The organism is Paracoccus sp. (in: a-proteobacteria), assembly GCF_030538755.1.
Lineage (GTDB): Bacteria > Pseudomonadota > Alphaproteobacteria > Rhodobacterales > Rhodobacteraceae > Paracoccus.
Genome location: NZ_JAUNTJ010000010.1, coordinates 84,244 through 100,978, shown reverse-complemented (window position 1 = coordinate 100,978; position 16,735 = coordinate 84,244). Strand labels below are relative to the sequence as shown.

Genomic DNA, 16,735 nt, shown 5'->3' with positions numbered 1-16,735 from the left:
CGAAACCGCGCCGCCTTATGCACTGCGGATCAGATCAATCAGATGCCGGGTCGAAGGGTCGGCCTGCCCCGGTTTGCCCTCAAGCAAGGGTTCCAGTTGCTTGGCCAGCTCCTTGCCCAGCTCTACCCCCCACTGGTCAAAGCTGTTGATGCCCAGAATCACCCCCTCGACGAACACGCGGTGTTCATAAAGCGCGATGATCTGGCCCAGTGTGAAGGGATCAAGCTGCGGGATCAGCAGCAGGGTCGAGGGCCGGTTGCCCGGAAAGACGCGGTGGCGGGCCTGCCGTTCCAGCTCGTCCCCGGTCAGCCCGGCCTTTTGCATCATCGCGCGGGCCTGATCCAGCGTGCGGCCGGTCATCAGCGCCGCCGCCTGCGCCAGACAGTTCGCCATCAGCAGGCGGTGATGGTGGCTCAGGTGCCCCTCGTGCCCGCGCGCGGCAAGAATGAACTCGCACGGCACGACCTGAGTGCCCTGATGGATCAGTTGATAGAACGCATGCTGGCCGTTTGTCCCCGGCTCGCCCCAGACCACCGGGCCAGAGGGGCGCGGCAGGTCTGATCCGTCCATCGCCACCCGCTTGCCGTTCGATTCCATTTCGAGCTGTTGCAGATAGGCGGGCAGGCGCGCCAGACGCTGGTCATAGGGCAGCACGGTGCGGGTGGGCCAGCCGCAGATCTGGTTGTGCCAGATGCCGGTCAGCGCCAGCATCACCGGCATGTTCTGCGCCAGCGGGGCGCTGCGGAAATGCGCGTCCATCGCCGCGCCGCCCGCCAGAAAGCGGTCGAAATCATCGGGACCGATGCCGATCATCAGCGACAGCCCGATGGGCGACCAGACGGAGTAGCGCCCGCCGACCCAATCTTCGAAACCGAACACCCGGTCCGCCGGGATGCCGAACGCTCCGGTCTTGTCCAGCGCGGTGGATACGGCGGCGAATTGCGCCGCAGGGTCGGCGACCGCGGCTGCCATCCAGTCGCGGGCGGTGGCGGCGTTGGTCATCGTCTCGATGGTGGTAAAGGTTTTCGAGGCGACGATCACCAGCGTCCGCGCCGGGTCCAGCCCGGCCAGCGTATCGGCAATATCGGCACCATCGACGTTGGACACGAAATGCAGCCTTGGCCCATCGGCAAAGGGCAACAGCGCCCTCGCGGCCATCGCCGGCCCAAGGTCCGAGCCGCCGATGCCGATGTTCACCACATCGGTATAGGTCCCGCCCTGCCCCGCAATCGCCCCGCTGCGCACCGCATCGGCAAAGGCGCGCATCCGGGCCAGCGTGTCGCGGATGCCCGCCGACACATCCACGCCATCGACCTGCACCGGCGTATCGGGGTTGCGCATGGCGGTGTGCAGAACGGCGCGGCCCTCGGTCTCGTTGATGCGGGCGCCGGTGAACATCGCCTGCCGCCGCGCGGCCAGCCCGGCGGAATCGGCCAGCGCAACCAGCAGATCGCGCGCCCCCGCGTCGATCAGCGTCTTGGAATAGTCAAAGGCCAGCCCGTCGGCCTGAATGCAGAACGCATCCGCGCGGGTCGGGTCATCGAACAGCGCGTCGATGCGCAGATCGCCCTGCGCGGCGCGGTAATCGGCAAGGCGGTTCCAGATCGTGGTCATCATTCAGCCCAATGCACGGTTGCGTTGTCAAGAAAGGCGCGGATCGGCGCCTGTTCGGGCGGCAGGGTCAGCGCCTTGTCCAGCACCTCGCGCTTTTCCGGGCCAAAGATCATCAGGTGGATCGCCAAGGCCCCGCGCAGGACCGGAGCGGTCAGGGTGATGCGCGGCTCGCCCGCGCTGTCGGCGCGGATCGCCATCACCGGCGGCGCGTCCGAGGCCAGCGCCTGCGCCAGCATCGGCGCATCGGGGAACAGGCTGGCGGTGTGCATATCATGCCCCATGCCCAGCAAGGCCACCGTCAGCGGCAGATGCGGCGCGATCTGCGCCGCCACCGCATCCGCCGCCGTTTCAGGGTCGGCATCGCCGGTATAAAGCGGGATGTGGTTCGCCACCGCCGCCTTGTCCTTCAGCAGATGACGGCGCAGCAGCCGGGCGTTCGACCGGGGATGTTCGCCGTCAACCCAGCGTTCATCGCCCAGAATGACACTGACCCGCCCCCAATCCAGATCCGAGCCGGACAGCGTGTCGAACACCGGCGCGGGCGTGGTTCCGCCGGGAACGCTCAGCGAGGCGCGTTCCGCCGTGCGCAGATGCTGGGCCAACTGCCCGGCAATCGCCTGCGCCAGCGACAGGACCAGAAAATCACGGTCGGGATATTCGATCAGTTCCATAGACTTACGCCCTTATTTCGCGCCAGCGGCGGTTATCGCGATGCAGCAGCCGCAGCGCCTCTTCCGGGCCGGACGATCCGGCGTCATAAGGCTCGGGCCGGGCCTGACCTGCGTCCCATGCCTGAATGATCGGGTCGGTCCAGGCCCATGCGGCCTCGACCTCGTCGCCGCGCATGAACAGAGTCTGGTTGCCGCGGATCACGTCCATAATCAGCCGTTCATAGGCGTCGGGCACATCCGCCCCATCCGCGCCCAGCGCCTCGGCAAAGGTCATGTCCAGCGGCACCTGAACCAGACGCATTCCGCCCGGCCCCGGCTCTTTAATCATTACCTTCAGATTCATACCCTCGTTCGGTTGCAGGCGGATGACAAGCTGGTCCGCCTTGGGCACCCCTTCGTCAAAGATCGAGTGCGGCGGCTCTTTGAAGGTGATGGCAATCTCGCTGGTGCGGGCACGCAGCTTTTTGCCGGTGCGCAGATAAAATGGCGTGCCCTGCCAGCGCCAGTTGGCGATGCGCACCTTCATCGCGACATAGCTTTCGGTGCGGGAATCGGGGTTTTCGGCATCCTCGACATAAGATGCGCCGTCGCCATTGGCCTGATATTGCCCGCGCACGATGTCATCCGGGCCAACGGGTTCCAGCGCCCGGATCACCTTCAGCTTTTCATCGCGCACGGCGTTGGGATCGAAATGATAGGGCGGCTCCATCGCGATCAGGCACAGCAGTTGCATCATATGGTTCTGCACCATATCGCGGATCGCACCGGATTTGTCATAATAGCTGCCGCGCCCGGCCACGCCCACGGTTTCGGCAACGGTGATCTGCACATGATCGACGTATTCCGCCTTCCACAGCGGTTCGAACAGGATATTGGCGAACCGGACGGCCATCAGGTTCTGCACGGTTTCCTTGCCCAGATAATGGTCGATCCGGTAAATCTGCTCTTCGCTGAAATGAAGCGCCAGCGTGGCGTTCAGCGCCCGCGCCGATTCCAGATCGCGGCCAAACGGTTTTTCCACCACGATCCGGCTGTTTTCATCGGCAATGCCATGCCCGGCCAGACGCTGCGCAATATCGCCAAACAGCGACGGCGCGACCGAGAAATAGAACGCATGAACCGCGCCCGGCCGCATCCGCGATTTCAGTTCGGACCAGCCGCCCTCGCCGGTGGCATCAATCGGCACATAACCGATCAGCGCCAGAAACGACCCGAGTTGCGGTTCGTCCGCTGCCACATCGCCAAATTCAACCACTGCCCCGCGCACCTGTTCGCGGAATGCAGCATCGTCCTGCCGCGTGCGCGCCGCACCGATGATCTGCGCGGTTTCGGGAATCTGCCCGGCAACAAAGCGACGATAAAGGCCCGGTAAAATCTTGCGATGCGCCAGATCTCCGGTGGCGCCGAAAATGACCAGATCGAAATCCTCGACCGGGATGACACGCGAAACCATGGCTGACTCCTCTTTGCGCCTCATTCGCTTAACGATGGTTAGCGATAACGGCAACCACCATCAAGCGAGCGCCTTGGCCAGACGCGGCAACCCCGAGCGTTTCAGCAAGGCGCGCAGCGGCAGATCGCCCCCCAGCCGCACGGCCCGATCATGGACGGCCCGCACAGCCTGCACCACGGCGGCGGGATGATCGCGGTGCAGATCCAGCAAAAACGCATCGGGATGCAGCGCCCGAACGCCCAGCGGCGCCAGCACCCGCTGCGGAAAATCGCGCAGGTTCAGGGTCACGATCAGCGCCGCATCGGCATCAATCGCCGCAGCCAGCACATGCAGATCGGCAGCATCGGGCAGATCGACCGCCGGAATGGCGCGCGCATCAGCCGCAGGCGGGATACGGTCAGCCAGCAGCGCCGCCTCGGCCCCTGCTGCGGCGCGAATGCCGTGCCGGTCGGCGGCGCGCAGCCACTCATCCCGCAGGCGCGGCGTCCAGACCGGCGCGTAATGCGCCACCAGCGCCGGGTCGGTCAGGATTTCCCGCAGCACCGTCGGGTAAAGAACGCAGGCATCCAGAACCGCCCTCATCCGTCCAGCCGAAAGAACAGCGCCTTCAGATAACCCGATTCGGCCAGTTGCGGCAAAACCGGATGATCCGGCCCGGCCTGCCCGCTGTGGATCAACTGCGCCCGCCGCCCGGCGCGCCCGATCCCCCGCGCACTGACATTGCGGAACGAGGCCAGATCAGCGGCATGGCTGCACGAACACAGACCCAGATAGCCCCCCGGCGCCACCAGCGGCGCAGCCAGCAAGGCAACCCTCTCATACGCGCGCAGCCCGGCCTCCAGCGCGGGCTTGGCGGGGGCAAAGGCGGGCGGATCGCAGATGACGACATCGAACTGCTGCCCCGCATCGCGCAAGGCGATCAGCGCGGAAAAGGCATCGCTGCGCTGCACGGTCAGCCGATCCGCCGCCCCCATCGCCTGCGCCCCAGCCTGCGCCAGCTCTAACGCGGGGGCGCTGCCATCGACACAGGTCGCATGAGCCGCCCCGGCAGCCAGCGCCGCCAGACCAAAGCCGCCGACATGCGAAAACACATCCAGCACCCGCGCCCCGCCAACCAACCGCTGCGCAAAGGCATGGTTGGGCCGCTGGTCATAAAACAACCCGGTCTTTTGCCCGCCCAGCAGATCGGCCAGATAAATCGCCCCGTTCATCGGCACCTGAACCGGCGCATCGGGGGCCGTGCCGATCAGAACCTCGGTCCGCTCATCCAGCCCCTCCAGCCCACGGGCGCGCCCCTGCCCGTTCAGGATCACCGTGCGCACGCCCGTCACCCCGACCAGCGCGGCGGCAATATCCCCGGCCATGCGGTCGGCCCAGGCGGCATTCGGCTGCATCACCGCAACATCGCCGAAACGGTCGATGACCAGACCGGGCAAGCCATCCGCCTCGGCATGAACCAGCCGATAGAACGGCGCATCATACAACCGTTCCCGCATCACCAAGGCCCGCGCCAGCCGCGCCCGCAGCCACGCATCATCCACCGCCGCCGCCGGATCAGTATCCATCACCCGCGCCACAATCCTGGACGCGGGGTTGACCGTCACCAAGGCCAGCGGCACCCTCTCGGCGTCCTCCAGCACGGCAAAGGCCCCCGGCGCAATCGCACGCGACCGGCGGTCCAGCACCAGCTCATCGGCATAAACCCAGGGAAACCCGTGGCGAATGGCCTGAGGCTTCGATTTCGGGCGCAAACGCACCACCGGCAGATCAGTCATCCGTCACCATATCAGGGCAACCCGCCCCGTCTTTCGTTTCCAAATATCCCGCAGGGGGTCCGGGGGGCGCGAAGCCCCCCGGTGACTCGCTCATTCGATTTCCACCAACAGATCCTTGGCGTCGATCTGCTGCCCGGCGGCCACATGAACCGCCTTCACCGTGCCGGCGCGATCCGCGTGAATGCCGGTTTCCATCTTCATCGCCTCGATGGTCAACAGCAGATCGCCCTGCGCCACTTTGGCCCCGGCGCTTGCCGCGACCGAGGCGACCACCCCCGGCATCGGCGCGCCGATATGGCCGGGGTTCGCCGCATCCGCCTTGGGCCGCGCGGCCGCCGCAGCGGTGGCGGAACGATCCGGCACCCGCACCACACGCGGCTGGCCGTTCAACTCGAAGAAAACCTTGACCTCGCCGTTTTCATCCGTTTCGCCCAGCGTTTGCAGGCGGATTTCCAGGGTCTTGCCGGGGTCGATCTCGGCGCTGATCTCGTCACCCGGCTGCATCCCATAGAAAAAGGTCCGCGTCGGCAAGGTGCGCACCGGGCCGTAAAGGCGATGGCGGCCCATGTAATCAAGGAAAACCTTGGGATACATCAGATAGCCGTTCAGATCCTCGTCATCGAGGGCACGGCCTTCCAGTTCGGCGCTGACACGGGCGCGGGTTTCCTCAAGATCGACGGGCGGCAGATGCGCGCCGGGGCGGTCGGTGATCGGCGCCTCGCCCTTCAGAACCTTGCGCTGCAATGCCTCGGGCCAGCCGCCGGGGGGCTGCCCCAGATTGCCGCGCATCATGTCAACCACACTGTCGGGGAAAGAAACCTCGCGCGCGGGGTCCAGCACATCGGCGGGCGTCAGCCCCTGCGCGACCATCATCAAGGCCATATCGCCCACCACCTTGGACGAGGGCGTGACCTTAACGATGTCGCCGAACATGCGGTTCACATCGGCATAGGTCTGCGCCACCTCGTGCCAGCGATCCTCCAGCCCCATGCTGCGCGCCTGCGCCTTGAGGTTGGTAAACTGCCCGCCCGGCATCTCGTGCAGGTAAACCTCGGAGGCGGGGGCCTGAAGGCCGGATTCAAAGGCGGCATACCCTTCGCGCACACGTTCCCAATAGTTGGAAATCGCCCGAATCGCGCCAATGTCCAGCCCGGTGTCGCGGTCGGTGCGCGCCAGCGCCTCGACCACCGAACCCAGCGTCGGCTGGCTGGTATTGCCCGACAGCGCATCCATGGCGCAATCGACCGCATCCACGCCCGCCTCGGCCGCCGCCAGAATCGAGGCCCCGCCCATGCCGCTGGTGTCATGGGTGTGGAAATGGATCGGCAGGCCGACCTCATCTTTCAGGGCGCGGATCAGCGCACCGGCGGCGGTGGGTTTCAAAAGCCCGGCCATATCTTTCAGGCCCAGAACATGCGCACCGGCATCGCGCAACTGACGCCCCATGGCGACATAATATTTCAGATCATATTTCGCCCGATCCGGGTTCAGAATATCGCCGGTATAACAGATCGACGCCTCGCACACCTTGCCGCTGTCAATCACTGCATCCATGGCGACACGCATGTTTTCAACCCAATTCAGGCTGTCGAACACGCGGAACACGTCAATGCCCGTTTCCGCCGCCTGTTTCACAAAGGACTGCACGACATTATCAGGATAGTTCGTATAACCCACCCCATTGGACGCGCGCAGCAACATCTGCGTCATCAGATTGGGCATCGCTGTCCGAATATCACGCAGTCGCTGCCACGGGCATTCCTGCAAAAAGCGATAGGCCACGTCAAATGTCGCCCCGCCCCAGCATTCCACGCTGAACAGTTCCGGCAAATTTGCGGCATAAGACGGCGCAACCCGGATCATGTCGATCGAACGCATCCGCGTCGCCAACAGCGACTGATGGCCATCACGCATCGTCGTGTCGGTTATCAGCAGACGTTTCTGCGCCGCCATCCAGTCGGCCACCGCCTGCGCGCCTTTTTCCTCTAGCAATTGCCGGGTTCCGGGCGCAGGATCGGCCTTGGGCGCGGGCGGCACGGGCGGGCGCACCTCGGCAGGCGGCGCGGGGCGGCCTGCGGTTTCGGGATGCCCGTTGACCGAAATATCCGCGATATAGGTCAAAATCTTGGTCGCCCGGTCGCGCCGCTTGCGGAAGGTGAAAAGATCGGGCGTGGTATCAATGAACTTTGTGGTATATTCATCGGCCAGAAACACCGGATGTTTCAGCAGGTTAATCACAAAGTCGATATTGGTCGAAACCCCGCGAACACGAAATTCGCGCAACGCCCGGTCCATACGCTTGATCGCCTGATCCGGGGTTTGCGCCCAAGCCGTAACCTTGACCAGCAAGCTGTCATAAAACCGCGTGATAACCCCACCCGCATAGGCCGTTCCGCCGTCCAGACGAATACCCATGCCGGTCGCCGTGCGATAGGCTGTGATCCGGCCATAATCGGGGATAAAGTTATTCTGCGGGTCTTCAGTCGTCACCCGGCATTGCAGCGCATGGCCCGACAGGGTGATTGCACCCTGCGCGCCCATTCCCGTCGCCTCGGCCAGAGTCGCGCCTTCGGCAATCTTGATCTGCGCCTGAACAATATCAATTCCGGTGACTTGCTCGGTAACGGTATGTTCCACCTGAACGCGCGGGTTTACCTCGATAAAATAAAATGCGCCCGAATCCATATCCATCAGGAATTCGACCGTGCCGGCGTTCTGATACCCGACCGCGCGACCAATTTTCAGCGCCAGTTCGCACACTTCGGCCCGCTGCGCCTCGGACAGATAGGGCGCGGGCGCGCGCTCGACCACCTTTTGATTGCGGCGCTGCACCGTGCAATCGCGTTCATACAGGTGGTAAAGGCCGCCATGCGTGTCGCCCAGCAACTGCACCTCGACATGGCGGGCGCGCTGGATCATCTTTTCCAGATAGCCTTCGCCGTTGCCAAAAGCGGCCTCGGCCTCGCGCCGCCCCTCGCGCACCTTGGCTTCCAACTCGTCAGGCGACAGCACCGGCCGCATCCCGCGCCCACCGCCGCCCCAACTGGCCTTCAGCATCAGAGGATAGCCGATGTCCGCAGCCTCGGCCCGGATCGCGTCCCAATCGTCGCCCAGAACATCGGTCGCGGGGATGACCGGCACGCCCGCCTTGATCGCCACCTGCCGCGCCGACGCCTTGTCGCCCAGCGCGCGCATCGTATCGGCACGCGGCCCGATAAAGGCGATCCCCGCCGCCGCGCAAGCATCTACAAAATCAGGGTTTTCCGACAAAAGACCATAGCCGGGATGGATCGCATCCGCGCCGCATTCCCTGGCCACCCGAATGATCTCGGGGATCGACAGATAGGCCGCGACGGGGCCAAGCCCTTCGCCGATGCGATACGCTTCGTCGGCCTTGAAGCGGTGCAGCGACAGCTTGTCTTCCTCGGCATAGACGGCGACCGTCCGTTTGCCCAGTTCGTTCGCCGCCCGCATCACGCGGATCGCAATTTCGCCGCGGTTGGCAATCAGGATTTTCTTGAACATGCGCGCCTCTTGTCAGGTCGGGTGGCGCGATCCTAACGATGCGGCGGCGCAGCGCAAGCAAGCGGATGGTCGGGGGCACAGCCGCGCCCCCTGCCCGGCGTCAACCCGCGACAACCGCCTGTTCGGCCAGCCAATGTTCCGCATCCAGCGCCGCCATGCAGCCCATGCCCGCGCTGGTCACGGCCTGCCGATAGACGTGATCGGTCAGATCGCCCGCCGCGAACACCCCGGGAATCGAAGTGCGCGTGCTGCCCGGTTCGACCTTGACGTAACCGCCGTTATGCAGCTCCAACTGATCCTTGACCAATTCGCTGGCCGGCGCGTGGCCAATGGCGATGAACACCCCCGCCACCGCCACATCCTGCACCGAGCCATCCTTGACCGAGCGCAGCCGCGCGCCCGTAACGCCCAGCGGGTTGTCGTCGCCCAGCACTTCGTCCAACTCGTGATCCCAGATCACCTGCACCTTGGGGTTGTTCAGCAGCCGCTGTTGCAAAATCTTTTCCGCCCGCAGACTGTCGCGGCGATGCACTAAGGTCACTTTACTGGCGAATTTGGTCAGGAACAGCGCCTCCTCGACCGCCGTATTGCCGCCGCCAACCACCAGAACCTCGCGCCCGCGATAGAAAAAGCCGTCGCATGTGGCGCAGGCGCTGACGCCAAAGCCCTTGAATTTCTCCTCGGACGACAGACCCAGCCAGCGGGCCTGCGCCCCCGTCGCCAGAATCACCGCATCCGCCGTTACCACTGCGCCGGAATCGCGGACCGCACGGAAGGGGCGCACCGACAGATCCAGTTCCGTCACCAGATCCGTCACGATCTCGGCCCCCATGGCGCGGGCATGCGCCTCCATCTTGACCATCAAATCGGGGCCTTGGATCTCGACCTCGCCGGGCCAGTTTTCGACTTCGGTGGTGATGGTCAACTGTCCGCCGGGCTGCATCCCCTGGATCAGCAGCGGGTTCAGCATCGCCCGCGCGCCATAGACCGCCGCCGTATAGCCCGCAGGGCCGGAACCGATAATCAAAAGTTGCGTGTGTGTGCTGGACATGATCGCCTCGTCTGGTTTCGCCCTAGGTAGTGGGCGCCGCCCCGTTCTGCAATGCAGCACAATTCCGCGAAATAATATTGCGCAAGACCGGCCAAACGGATAGTTTCCGTCTGAATTTCGGGCGAGGACAGGAAGAAATGGCAGGCACACGGCTGGATGAGATCGACCGCAGAATTCTGGCCGAGTTGCAGGCGGATGGTCGCATGACCAACGTCGAACTGGCCCGCCGGGTCGGTATTTCCGCGCCACCCTGCCTGCGCCGCGTCCGCGCGCTTGAGGAAACCGGCCATATCCGCGGCTATCACGCCGACATCGACCCGCGCGAACTGGGGTTCGAAGTGCAGGTTTTCGCCATGGTCCGGCTGGCCAGCCAGCACGAACGCGACCTGTCCGCCTTTGAAACACTGGCCCGCAGTTGGCCCTTGGTCCGCGAATGCCATATGCTGAACGGCGAGATCGACTTTATCCTGAAATGCACCTCGCCCGACCTGCCCAGCTTTCAGCGGTTCCTGACCGAACACCTGACCGCCGCCCCCAACGTCGCCAGCGTCAAGACCTCGCTGGTGATCCGCTGCGCCAAGGACGAACCGGGCGTCCCCTTCGAAGTCGTCGAAGAACGGGTGCGCGAGGCGGGGTAACAACAACGAAAGGCCCAACAATGAAAAACCCATGGATGAGCATGTGGCTGTCAGCCGCCAACCAGATAACCGCCGCCGCCCGTGGTCAGATGATGGCTGAAATGCGCAAGACGCAGACGGCCATGATGCAGGAATGGCAAAAGGCCTGGGTCGAGGCGTGGATGGCAATGTGGGGGATGGGCGCGCAGAGGAAGAAACGGAAATGATGCGTCGCGGTCAGCTTTGAGCTGCGCTTTTGTCAGCATCTGAACAATACGGAAAGCTGTCCTGAGCCTTTGGGCGATGCTCGATTTTATTTATCACCGCCAGAGAATAATAGATGGGGCGGCATTGACTGTCTACAAAAAGAACCCAATCGCCTGACGACAAGATCAGCCGCATGGGCTGGGCCGGCGCATCCGCAGCGAAGACCTCTACAACTGGATTATGATCCAGCATAAAGGTTGCCCGCGCCGAACCCGACATCATTGCAACCGTAACAATCACCAAAGCCAACAGTGCTGTTGTCAATTCAGGTTGATCTATCACCTTTTCGGGTGTCCTCTGCAATTTTCCGACAGCAGGAACGAAGCGCACCGCAACCCACAACAACCCAAGAACAGGCAGGGCAATCATCAGCGAAAGACCAATCCCCTGCCAGATAAAGCCAAACAGACCGCTGACAGACGAAAGCCCCATATAGAGACCGACGGCGGTCAGGATATAAATCAGGCTGGCAAGACCATTTACAAGCATCATCCAATGCGCTGCCGTGGGACGGTTCCGAAAACCGGATATAAGTGAGAACACTAAGACAATCGGGAATCTGGATAAGACGCTTATCGCCCCCGCACCAGCCAAGGCGAATGACAATTGAACTGCCAAGGCCAATCCGAATTGGCCACCGACCAATATCTTGGTTGAAGATGCCAGCCCTTGCATCACCGCAAACACATGCAGCGTAACGGCCAAGAACACTGCCAGCAAAACGCGCGCCCAGCCAAACGGCTGAACCACACGAGAGAGCCAGGCAATGTTCATCAAAGGCGGGCCATCGTCATAGCCCTCGCTCAATTATCCATCTTCAACGCCTGAATAAACGCCGTCTGCGGGATTTCGACCTTACCGAACTGGCGCATCTTCTTTTTCCCCGCCTTCTGCTTTTCCAGCAGCTTTTTCTTGCGGGTCGCGTCGCCGCCATAGCATTTCGCGGTCACGTCCTTGCGCATGGCAGACAGGGTTTCGCGGGCGATAACCCGTCCGCCAATTGCGGCCTGAATCGGGATTTTGAACATATGCCGGGGGATCAGGTCTTTCAGCTTTTCCACCATCACTCGGCCGCGCGTTTCGGCGCGGTCGCGGTGAACCATGATGGCCAGCGCATCAACGGGTTCGTCGTTCACAAGGATGGACATTTTCACCAAGAAATCTTCGCGATATTCGCTGATCTGGTAATCGAACGACGCATAGCCCTTGGTCACGGATTTCAGGCGATCATAGAAATCAAAAACAACCTCGGCCAGCGGCAGGTCATAAACCACCATCGCACGGGAACCGGCATAGGTCAGGTCCATCTGAATACCGCGCCGGTCCTGACACAGTTTCAGAACATCGCCCAGATATTCATCTGGCACCATGATCGTAGCCTTGATGCGCGGTTCCTCGATATGATCGACATAGGTCAGGTCGGGCATATCGGCAGGGTTATGAAGATCGCGCACCTCGCCGTCTTTCATATGCAGCTTGAAAACAACTGACGGCGCGGTGGTAATCAGATCAAGGTCGTATTCCCGCTCCAGCCGGTCGCGGATTACCTCAAGATGCAAAAGCCCAAGGAAACCGCAACGGAAACCAAAGCCAAGCGCCGCCGAAGTTTCCATCTCATAGCTGAAACTGGCATCGTTCAGCGCCAGTTTCTCGATGGCGTCGCGCAGCGCCTCGAAATCATTGGCATCGACGGGGAACAAACCGCAGAATACCACCGGCTGCGCGGGTTTAAAACCGGGCAGCGGCGTATCGGTGCCCTTGCGTTCATGCGTGATGGTATCGCCAACGCGGGTATCGCGCACCTGTTTGATGGATGCCGTCAGAACGCCGATTTCCCCCGGCCCCAGTTCCGCAATATCCTGCATCTGCGGGCGCAAAACCGCCAGCTTGTCGATGCCGTAAATCGCGCCGGTCTGCATCATCTTGATGCGGTCGCCCTTGCGGATCACCCCGTCCATGACACGAATCATCACGACGACGCCCAGATAGGGGTCATACCACGAATCAACCAGCATCGCTTTCAGCGGCGCATCGCGGTCGCCCTTTGGCGCGGGCAGACGCGTGACAATGGCCTCCAACACGTCGGGGATACCAAGGCCGGTCTTGGCGGAAATCGGAATCGCGTCGGAAGCATCGATGCCGATCACATCCTCGATCTGGGCCTTCACGCGGTCAGGTTCGGCTGCGGGCAGGTCGATCTTGTTCAGCACCGGCACGATGTCGTGGTCAGCATCAATCGCCTGATAGACGTTGGCCAGCGTCTGCGCCTCGACCCCTTGCGTCGCGTCCACCACCAGCAGGCTGCCTTCGACGGCGCGCATCGAGCGGCTGACCTCATAGGCGAAATCGACGTGGCCGGGGGTGTCGATCAGGTTCAGCACATAGGTGCGCCCATCCTTCGCCGGATATTCGATACGCACGGTGTTCGCCTTGATGGTGATGCCGCGTTCGCGTTCAATATCCATGCTGTCCAGCAACTGGGCCTTCATGTCGCGTTCGGCGACAGTCCCCGTCATCTGGATCAGCCGGTCGGCCAAGGTGGATTTGCCGTGGTCGATATGGGCCACGATGGAAAAATTGCGGATGAGATCAAGGTCGGTCATGGCCCGGCTATACAAGGGCGCGCGGGGTGCGAAAAGGGGGATTTACCGTCCTCGTCGCGCCAGCCGCGCCTCGCGCCACATGGCAGCCATGCCCGCCAGCGCGATGATCGCCGCGCCCGTCAGAGTGGCGGCGTCGGGCCGTTCGCCGAACACCAAAACCGCTAGGATCAGCGCGAACAGCAGCCGGGTATAGCGGAACGGCGCGATCACCGCGATTTCCCCCAGGCGCATGGCTGCAACCATCAGCATATAGGCGCACAGGCCAAAGGCCACCGCGCACAGCAATTGCAGGGTTTCGGTCAGATCAGGTGTCAGCACCGGCCCCGGTTGCAGCGCGACCCAGACCAGCCCGGACGGCACCAGCGACGCAAAAGCCGAAGCCGTCAGTGCCTTGGACGAGATCCCCGGCGGCACCCTCCGCGTTGCCAGATCGCGCATGGTCAGCATCAGCACGCCCCCGACGGCCAGCGCGGATGCCGGCTGAAACGCCTCGGTTCCCGGCCGCACGACGATCAGCACGCCGATCATGCCGACCAGAATCGACAGCCACCGCCGCCAGCCTACCCGCTCGCGCAAGAACACCACCGCGCCCAAGGTCAGCATCAGCGGCAGCGCCTGAAGAATGGCGCTGGCCGTCGCCAGATCCCCCAGCACCAGCGCCGACAGAAACAGAACGCAAGCCAGCCCCTCGCCCAGATTGCGCAGCATCACCATGGGGTGCAGCAGTTCGCGCGTCCACAACCGCCCGCCCTGCGCCGCGATCAGCGCCCAGAACACCGCCGTCGCCAGCGTGCCCGTCATCACCAGAACCTGCCCCACCGACAGCCGCTCGGCCAGCAGCTTAAGGAACATATCCTCAACCGCGAACAGCGCCATCGCACCGATCATCGACAGGGCAGCCCGCAGATTATGCATGGCGGGGTTGACGAGGCAAAGGGCGGCGGGCGAAGCTCATTCCCGAGGTTTGGCCCGGCGCATGACGGGCGTCAATCGGGGAAAAACAGAATGCTGTTCAAAGTCGAGGATATGACCTGCGGCCATTGCAAGGCTGCCATCGAAAAGGCCGTGACGGCGGCAGGCGGCGATGCCGTCATCGACCTGGACATGAAAACCGTCGATGTGCAGCGGCTGGACAGCCAGACCGCCCAGGCAGTGATTCGCGACGCCGGCTATACGCCCGAACCGATCTGACCCGGACAGGGCACAAGATATAGGCCACACGGGGGCCAGCCCCCCTATCCGCGCCAAACTTTCCCTTATTGGACCCGGCCTGGAATTTTGGCTATATCTTGTGGATAAGCTGACAAATCAGAGGCGGGGCCACCGCCCGATCACCAAGGCCGGAACCCGAGGAGACAGAATCATGCTCAACCGCTTTATCATCGCGGCCGCCGCCGTCGTGCTGACCACCCCGCTGGCCATGGCCGGACCGATCGACAGCGCCTGCGTCCGCTCTGACCGCGCGCGCGGGAACGCACCGCTGTGTGGCTGCATCCAGCAGGTCGCCAATCAAACCCTGTCGCGCGCCGATCAGCGCCGCGCCGCGCAATTCTTCCGCGAACCGCACAAGGCGCAAGAGGTGCGGATGTCGAAACGCGACGCCGACAATGCCTTCTGGGCGCGCTATCGCTCGTTTGCGTCCTCCGCCGAAATGTACTGCCGCCGCTGACCGCCATGCGCATCGTGGTTCTGACCGGCGCGGGTATCTCGGCGGAAAGCGGGCTGGCCACCTTTCGCGGCCCTGACGGACTTTGGGAAGGCCACCGGGTCGAAGACGTGGCCACCCCCGAAGCGTTCGAGCGTGACCCCGAACTGGTCCATGAATTCTACAACCAGCGCCGGGCCAAAGCCACGCAAGCCCAGCCGAATGCCGCACATTTCGCCTTGGCGCAACTGGCGCAGAACCACGAACTGACCCTTGTCACGCAGAACGTGGACGACCTGCACGAACGCGCAGGCAACCGCCACGTCATCCATATGCACGGCGCTCTGGACCGTGCAACCTGCACCGTCTGCCGCTGGGATTGGCAGGCCCCGGCAGTCATGCACACCAGCGATCACTGCCCCCACTGCGGTTCGCAGACCACACGCCCCGACATCGTCTGGTTCGGCGAAATCCCCAAACATATGCGCGAAATCTGGGACGCACTGGACGAGGCCGACCTTTTCGCCGCCATCGGCACCTCGGGTCAGGTCTATCCCGCCGCAGGCTTCGCCCAACACGCCGCCCGCGCGGGTGTGCGCTGCGTGGAACTGAACCTCGCCGACAGCGCCAACGGACGCGACTTTGCCCAACGCATCATCGGCCCGGCCAGCCAGACCGTGCCGGAATGGGTCGCCTCACTCGGCTAACCCGCTCTGTCTTTCGTTTGCAAATATCCCGGGGGTGCGGGGGCTGGCCCCCGCGTGCTGATGCCCTAACCCTGACGCCGGAATGTCAGGTAATGCGGCACACGACCTTCGCGCAGGGCCTTTTGCTCATAGCGCGTGGACAGCCAGTCATCCCATGGCTGATCGGTATCGGCTATCAGTTCAAACCCGGCGGGCGGCACCTGTTCGCGGGATTGGCGCATGTAATCGGGGATGTCGCTGGCGATGCGGAAAACAGCGCCGGGGCGCATGATGCGCGCCAGCGGGATCAGATGTTCCGGCGTGACAAAGCGCCGGCGGTGATGGCGCGCCTTGGGCCATGGATCGGGATATAACAGAAACGCCCGGTCCAGCACCGCATCGGGCAGCACATCCATCAGGTCACGCGCATCGCCGGGATGAACGCTGAGGTTGGTGACACCCGCCGCGCGGATCTTGCCCAGCAGCATAGCTACGCCGTTGATAAACGGCTCGCACCCGATGATGCCCACCTGCGGATAGCGCGCGGCCATATGAACCAGATGTTCGCCACCGCCAAAGCCAACCTCCAGCCAGACGGGACGGTCATCGCCAAAGATCCCGGCCGGGTCGATCGGTTCGCGGTCAGGATTGTCCGCCACGGTGATGCCCCGCGGGCGCAGATCGCCCAGATCCTCTGCCAGATAGCCCTTTTGGCTTTGCCGCAGAGTCTTGCCGTGGCGGCGGCCATAGAAATTACGGCGCGGCGGGTTGGGATCAAAGGTTTCGGGTTCGTCGGTCATGATCTGTTGCAAGGTTGTGCCCAAAGGC

General features: G+C 63.3%; 16 protein-coding genes. 5 read left to right on the top strand and 11 right to left on the bottom strand.

Annotated features, from left to right (window positions below; translation table 11 throughout):
* Window positions 1-15: 15 nt before the first annotated feature.
* The 7 genes from pgi to trxB form a co-directional block, all read right to left on the bottom strand.
* Window positions 16-1,614 carry a glucose-6-phosphate isomerase gene (pgi, locus tag Q4G14_RS08290; RefSeq protein WP_303361280.1) on the bottom strand — a complete coding sequence of 533 codons (1,599 nt, stop codon included), beginning with the start codon at window positions 1,612-1,614 and terminating at the stop codon, window positions 16-18.
* Window positions 1,614-2,285 carry a 6-phosphogluconolactonase gene (pgl, locus tag Q4G14_RS08285; protein WP_303361264.1) on the bottom strand — a complete coding sequence of 224 codons (672 nt, stop codon included), beginning with the start codon at window positions 2,283-2,285 and terminating at the stop codon, window positions 1,614-1,616. Before pgl ends, pgi begins: the two co-directional genes overlap by 1 nt.
* A 4-nt stretch (window positions 2,286-2,289) precedes the next feature.
* The gene (zwf, locus tag Q4G14_RS08280) at window positions 2,290-3,738 is read right to left on the bottom strand and encodes a glucose-6-phosphate dehydrogenase (protein WP_303361263.1); all 1,449 of its coding nucleotides are present in this window, start codon (window positions 3,736-3,738) and stop codon (window positions 2,290-2,292) included.
* A gap of 60 nt (window positions 3,739-3,798) precedes the next feature.
* Complete coding sequence (locus tag Q4G14_RS08275; RefSeq protein WP_303361262.1) at window positions 3,799-4,320, bottom strand: RSP_2648 family PIN domain-containing protein; 522 nt, start codon at window positions 4,318-4,320, stop codon at window positions 3,799-3,801.
* Entirely contained in the window at window positions 4,317-5,513 is a 1,197-nt protein-coding gene (locus tag Q4G14_RS08270; RefSeq protein ID WP_303361261.1) for an RSP_2647 family RNA methyltransferase, read from the bottom strand. The genes Q4G14_RS08275 and Q4G14_RS08270 overlap by 4 nt, the downstream gene beginning before the upstream one ends.
* A 90-nt stretch (window positions 5,514-5,603) precedes the next feature.
* Window positions 5,604-9,038 carry a pyruvate carboxylase gene (locus tag Q4G14_RS08265; RefSeq protein ID WP_303361260.1) on the bottom strand — a complete coding sequence of 1,145 codons (3,435 nt, stop codon included), beginning with the start codon at window positions 9,036-9,038 and terminating at the stop codon, window positions 5,604-5,606.
* Window positions 9,039-9,138: 100 nt separating this feature from the next.
* The gene (gene trxB / locus Q4G14_RS08260) at window positions 9,139-10,089 is read right to left on the bottom strand and encodes a thioredoxin-disulfide reductase (protein ID WP_303361259.1); all 951 of its coding nucleotides are present in this window, start codon (window positions 10,087-10,089) and stop codon (window positions 9,139-9,141) included.
* A gap of 137 nt (window positions 10,090-10,226) precedes the next feature.
* Between trxB and Q4G14_RS08255 the strand changes: the two genes are divergently transcribed.
* Both Q4G14_RS08255 and Q4G14_RS08250 read left to right on the top strand, forming a co-directional pair.
* Window positions 10,227-10,727, top strand: coding sequence for an Lrp/AsnC family transcriptional regulator (locus Q4G14_RS08255; RefSeq protein ID WP_303361258.1), 501 nt, complete (start codon window positions 10,227-10,229; stop codon window positions 10,725-10,727).
* Between the two features lie 20 nt (window positions 10,728-10,747).
* The gene (locus Q4G14_RS08250; RefSeq protein ID WP_303361257.1) at window positions 10,748-10,933 is read left to right on the top strand and encodes a hypothetical protein; all 186 of its coding nucleotides are present in this window, start codon (window positions 10,748-10,750) and stop codon (window positions 10,931-10,933) included.
* Between the two features lie 10 nt (window positions 10,934-10,943).
* Here the strand turns inward: Q4G14_RS08250 and Q4G14_RS08245 are convergent, their stop codons facing one another.
* Genes Q4G14_RS08245 through Q4G14_RS08235 form a run of 3 tightly spaced genes read right to left on the bottom strand, consistent with a single transcriptional unit; the run spans window position 10,944 to window position 14,491 of the window.
* Window positions 10,944-11,780: a hypothetical protein gene (locus tag Q4G14_RS08245; protein WP_303361256.1), complete on the bottom strand. Its 837-nt coding sequence runs from the start codon at window positions 11,778-11,780 to the stop codon at window positions 10,944-10,946.
* Entirely contained in the window at window positions 11,777-13,576 is a 1,800-nt protein-coding gene (lepA, locus tag Q4G14_RS08240) for a translation elongation factor 4 (RefSeq protein WP_303361255.1), read from the bottom strand. The genes Q4G14_RS08245 and lepA overlap by 4 nt, the downstream gene beginning before the upstream one ends.
* A gap of 42 nt (window positions 13,577-13,618) precedes the next feature.
* Window positions 13,619-14,491, bottom strand: coding sequence for a DMT family transporter (locus tag Q4G14_RS08235; RefSeq protein WP_303361254.1), 873 nt, complete (start codon window positions 14,489-14,491; stop codon window positions 13,619-13,621).
* A gap of 90 nt (window positions 14,492-14,581) precedes the next feature.
* Between Q4G14_RS08235 and Q4G14_RS08230 the strand changes: the two genes are divergently transcribed.
* From Q4G14_RS08230 to Q4G14_RS08220, 3 genes are all read left to right on the top strand, one after another.
* A complete protein-coding gene (locus tag Q4G14_RS08230; RefSeq protein WP_303361253.1) occupies window positions 14,582-14,767 on the top strand; it encodes a heavy-metal-associated domain-containing protein in 186 nt (61 codons plus the stop codon).
* A gap of 172 nt (window positions 14,768-14,939) precedes the next feature.
* Window positions 14,940-15,245: a hypothetical protein gene (locus Q4G14_RS08225; RefSeq protein WP_303361252.1), complete on the top strand. Its 306-nt coding sequence runs from the start codon at window positions 14,940-14,942 to the stop codon at window positions 15,243-15,245.
* Between the two features lie 5 nt (window positions 15,246-15,250).
* Window positions 15,251-15,928, top strand: a complete 678-nt coding sequence (locus tag Q4G14_RS08220) for an NAD-dependent deacylase (RefSeq protein ID WP_303361251.1) — start codon at window positions 15,251-15,253, stop codon at window positions 15,926-15,928.
* A gap of 65 nt (window positions 15,929-15,993) precedes the next feature.
* Here the strand turns inward: Q4G14_RS08220 and Q4G14_RS08215 are convergent, their stop codons facing one another.
* Window positions 15,994-16,707: a tRNA (guanosine(46)-N(7))-methyltransferase TrmB gene (locus Q4G14_RS08215; protein ID WP_303361250.1), complete on the bottom strand. Its 714-nt coding sequence runs from the start codon at window positions 16,705-16,707 to the stop codon at window positions 15,994-15,996.
* Between the last annotated feature and the right edge of the window lie 28 nt (window positions 16,708-16,735).